Origin of the sequence: Pseudomonas mandelii (genome assembly GCF_002251635.1) — a bacterium.
GTDB lineage: Bacteria > Pseudomonadota > Gammaproteobacteria > Pseudomonadales > Pseudomonadaceae > Aquipseudomonas > Aquipseudomonas mandelii_B.
Genome location: NZ_NMOJ01000041.1, coordinates 1 through 4,676 on the forward strand (window position 1 = coordinate 1; position 4,676 = coordinate 4,676).

The 4,676-nt window shown below is 56.2% G+C and carries 3 protein-coding genes; all 3 read right to left on the minus strand.

Going from position 1 to position 4,676, the window contains the following annotated elements; genetic code table 11:
- Window positions 1-16 precede the first annotated feature (16 nt).
- Window positions 17-2,413 (minus strand): endopeptidase La, encoded by a 2,397-nt coding sequence (lon, locus tag B7L09_RS05990; RefSeq protein WP_094468133.1) that lies wholly within the window; start codon window positions 2,411-2,413, stop codon window positions 17-19.
- A gap of 162 nt (window positions 2,414-2,575) precedes the next feature.
- Complete coding sequence (clpX, locus tag B7L09_RS05995; RefSeq protein WP_094468134.1) at window positions 2,576-3,859, minus strand: ATP-dependent Clp protease ATP-binding subunit ClpX; 1,284 nt, start codon at window positions 3,857-3,859, stop codon at window positions 2,576-2,578.
- A 112-nt stretch (window positions 3,860-3,971) separates the two neighbouring features.
- Window positions 3,972-4,607 carry an ATP-dependent Clp endopeptidase proteolytic subunit ClpP gene (clpP, locus tag B7L09_RS06000; protein ID WP_094468135.1) on the minus strand — a complete coding sequence of 212 codons (636 nt, stop codon included), beginning with the start codon at window positions 4,605-4,607 and terminating at the stop codon, window positions 3,972-3,974.
- Window positions 4,608-4,676: the final 69 nt, after the last annotated feature.

Below are 4,676 nucleotides of genomic sequence, written 5' to 3' on the forward strand. Positions count from 1 at the left end.
CCCAGGCTTAACGGCATTAATGTGTACTAATTCTTTCCTTGGAATCAGACTCGCGTTTTTCATCCTTCGCGACAATCTCCGGAGCCACATCTGGCAAGGGCTCCGGCGCGTATTGCAGCGCAATTTGCAGGACTTCGTCAATCCATTTAACCGGTTTAATCTGAAGATCCTGCTTGATGTTGTCAGGAATTTCCTTCAAGTCGCGAACATTCTCTTCAGGAATGATCACCGTCTTGATACCGCCTCGGTGTGCAGCAAGCAATTTCTCNTTCAAACCACCAATCGCCAACACCTGGCCACGCAGGGTGATTTCGCCTGTCATGGCGACGTCCGCACGCACTGGAATCCCGGTCAATGCCGACACCAGGGCCGTGCACATGCCTACACCGGCGCTAGGGCCGTCCTTCGGGGTAGCCCCTTCCGGCATGTGGATGTGAGTGTCGTGCTTCTCGTGGAAGTCCAGGGGAATCCCCAGGCTCTTCGCGCGGCTGCGCACCACGGTCTGCGCGGCAGTGATGGATTCGACCATCACATCACCCAACGAACCGGTCTTGATAAGCTGACCTTTACCCGGGATCACCGCGGCTTCGATGGTCAGCAATTCGCCACCCACCTGAGTCCAGGCCAACCCGGTCACCTGACCGATCTGATCCTGCGATTCGGCCAGACCGTAGCGGAATTTGCGCACACCCAGGAAGTGTTCCAGCATCTCGGCAGTAACCTTCACCGAGAAACGTTTTTCCATCGCGTGCTCTTTGACCGCCTTGCGGCAAACCTTGGCAATCTGGCGTTCCAGCCCACGCACACCGGCTTCGCGGGTGTAGTAGCGGATGATGTCGCGGATCGCTTCGGCGTCGAATTCCAGCTCGCCTTTCTTCANGCCGTTGGCCGAAATCTGCTTGGGCGCGAGGTATTTGACGGCGATGTTGATCTTCTCGTCTTCGGTATAGCCCGGCAGACGAATCACTTCCATCCGGTCGAGCAGCGCCGGCGGGATGTTCATGGAGTTNGAGGTGCACAGGAACATTACGTCGGACAGGTCGTAGTCGACTTCCAGGTAATGGTCGTTGAAATTGTGGTTCTGCTCCGGGTCGAGCACTTCGAGCAAAGCCGACGCCGGATCGCCACGCATATCGCTGCCCATTTTGTCGATTTCATCGAGCAGGAACAGCGGGTTGCGCACCCCAACCTTTGTCATCTTTTGAATCAATCTTCCTGGCATCGAACCGATGTAAGTACGGCGATGACCACGAATTTCCGCCTCATCACGCACACCACCGAGGGCCATGCGCACGAATTTGCGGTTGGTGGCGTTGGCAATCGACTCCGCCAAGGAGGTTTTACCCACACCTGGAGGACCGACCAGGCACAACACCGGACCACGAATTTTCTTCACGCGCTTTTGCACGGCGAGGTATTCGAGGATGCGCTCTTTGACTTCTTCGAGGCCGTAGTGGTCGGCGTCGAGGATGTCCTCGGCGCGGGCCAGGTCCAGGCGCACTTTGGTCTGAGCCTTCCACGGCACCTGAACCAGCCAGTCGATGTACGAACGCACCACGGTCGCTTCCGCAGACATTGGCGACATTTGTTTNAGCTTGTTCAGCTCAGCGTTGGCTTTGGTCAGGGCGTCTTTCGGCAGGCCGGCGGCATCGATGCGCTTTTTCAGCTCTTCGATTTCGTTGTGGCCCTCCTCGCTGTCGCCGAGTTCTTTCTGGATGGCCTTCATCTGCTCATTCAGGTAGTACTCGCGCTGACTGCGCTCCATTTGTTTCTTGACGCGACCGCGAATGCGTTTTTCGACTTGCAGCAGGTCGATCTCGGCATCCAGCAACGCCAGAACGTGCTCGACCCGGGCCGACAAATCAATGATTTCGAGGATTTCCTGCTTCTGCTCGATCTTCAGGGCCATGTGTGCAGCCATGGTGTCGACCAGGCGGCTTGGCTCATCAATGCTGTTGAGGGAAGACAGGACTTCAGCCGGGACTTTTTTGCCCAACTGCACATACTGCTCGAACTGCGAGAGCAGGCTGCGCACAAATACTTCGGATTCGCGCTCAGGGGCCTCGACTTCGTCGATCAGCGCCACTTCGGCGCGCAGGTGGCCNTCCACTTCGCTGAAGCGCTCTACGGCGCCCCGCTGCTCGCCTTCGACCAAAACCTTGACCGTGCCATCAGGCAGCTTGAGCAGCTGCAGAACGGTCGCAATTGTACCTACGCGATAAAGTGCATCTTCACCGGGATCGTCATCAGCAGGATTTCTCTGGGCCAACAGCAAAATTTGCTTGTCGCCCGTCATCGCGGCCTCGAGGGCTTCGATAGACTTCTCGCGCCCCACGAACAGCGGGATAACCATGTGCGGATAGACGACGACATCACGCAATGGCAGGAGAGGCAATTCGATGGTTGTCTTCATGATTTCGCCTCTACGGCGGCCATATGGCCGTAAACAGATGGAAGTAAGCTTGAAACCAAGATGGGGGCTGCTTTGAAAAAAAACAAGCGCAAAGAGGGTGTTAAAAACGCTTTAAAAGAAAAGGGGCCCGAAGGCCCCTTCTTTATTCCGACGGCTAAACGCTTACGCGTCTGGTGCAGCCTTGGCAGCCGGCTCACTGTTTTCGTAGATATACAGTGGCTTGGACTTGCCTTCGATAACGCTTTCGTCGATCACCACCTTACTCACCTCAGACTGCGAGGGGATTTCATACATCGTGTCGAGCAATACACCTTCGAGAATCGAACGCAGTCCACGGGCACCGGTCTTGCGTTCCAGGGCACGTTTGGCGACCGATTTCAGCGCGTCGGCCCGGAATTCCAGGTCCACACCTTCCATCTCGAACAGCTTGGCATACTGCTTGGTCAAAGCATTTTTCGGCTCGGTGAGAATCTGCATCAATGCAGCCTCATCCAACTCGTCCAACGTGGCCAGGACGGGCAGACGGCCAACGAATTCCGGGATCAGACCGAACTTGACCAGATCGTCAGGCTCGACTTCACGCAGGGACTCGCCCACCTTCTTGCCTTCTTCCTTGCTGCGTACTTCCGCACCAAAACCGATGCCGCCACGCGTGGAACGCTGCTGAATAACCTTCTCCAGACCGGAGAACGCACCGCCACAGATGAACAGGATGTTGCGCGTATCAACCTGAAGGAATTCCTGCTGCGGGTGCTTGCGGCCGCCTTGTGGCGGTACGGAAGCTACCGTGCCTTCGATCAGTTTCAACAGGGCCTGCTGCACGCCTTCACCGGAAACGTCCCGGGTGATCGACGGGTTGTCCGACTTGCGCGAAATCTTGTCGATTTCGTCGATATAGACAATACCCATCTGGGCCTTCTCTACGTCGTAGTCGCACTTCTGCAGCAATTTCTGAATGATGTTCTCGACGTCTTCACCCACGTAGCCAGCCTCGGTGAGGGTGGTGGCGTCGGCGATGGTGAACGGAACGTTCAGCAGGCGAGCGAGGGTTTCCGCAAGCAAGGTTTTACCCGAGCCAGTAGGACCGATCAGCAAGATGTTGCTCTTGCCGAGTTCGACCTCGTCGCCTTTCTTGTCACGCTGATTCAAGCGCTTGTAGTGGTTGTACACCGCTACGGCCAGAACCTTCTTTGCACGCTCTTGACCAATCACATATTGGTCAAGGATGCCGCTGATTTCTTTAGGCGAAGGCAATTTATGCGCGCTGCTCTCGGCCTGGGCTTCCTGCACCTCCTCGCGGATGATGTCATTGCACAGGTCGACGCACTCGTCGCAGATAAACACCGAGGGGCCGGCAATCAATTTGCGCACTTCATGCTGGCTTTTGCCGCAGAAGGAGCAATAGAGCAGCTTGCCGTTGTCCTCGCCGTTGCGGGTGTCAGTCATTCGTTCGATCCAAATCCGATAGGCTTGCAACACAAGATGAAGGCTTATGCGGGCTTTTTCAAGCCCGCCGGTGGTCGGACACGCCGACCAGCCCTATTTTGAGCTGCTTATATTAAGCGGGGCGCTNNTTGATCACTTCATCGATCAACCCATACGCGCGCGCAGCTTCCGCGCTCATAAAGTTGTCGCGATTGGTGTCACGCTCGATTTCTTCCAGGGTGTGCCCGCTGTGCTTGGCCATCAATGTATTGAGGCGCTCACGAATAAACAGGATTTCCTTGGCGTGAATTTCGATGTCCGACGCCTGGCCCTGGAAACCACCCAATGGCTGGTGAATCATCACGCGCGAGTTCGGCAGGCAGAAGCGCTTGCCCTCGGCACCTGCGGTCAGCAGGAACGCGCCCATGCTGCAGGCCTGGCCGATGCACGTGGTCGACACGTTTGGCTTGATGAACTGCATGGTGTCGTAGATCGACATGCCAGCCGTCACCGAGCCGCCCGGGGAGTTAATGTAAAGATGGATGTCCTTGTCCGGGTTTTCCGCTTCAAGGAACAGCAGCTGCGCGCAGATCAGGTTGGCCATGTAGTCCTCTACAGGGCCGACCAGAAAAATCACTCGTTCCTTGAGCAGGCGCGAGTAGATGTCATAGGCGCGTTCGCCACGAGCAGATTGCTCGACAACCATCGGGACCAGGCCGCCAGCGGCCTGGATATCAGAGTTCTGCTGAATATAGGAATTACGGAACATGCTCTGCAGTTACTCCCAAATAGTCATGTCTTGAATACGCATAAGCCAGCGCGAAGGCTGGCTTATGGT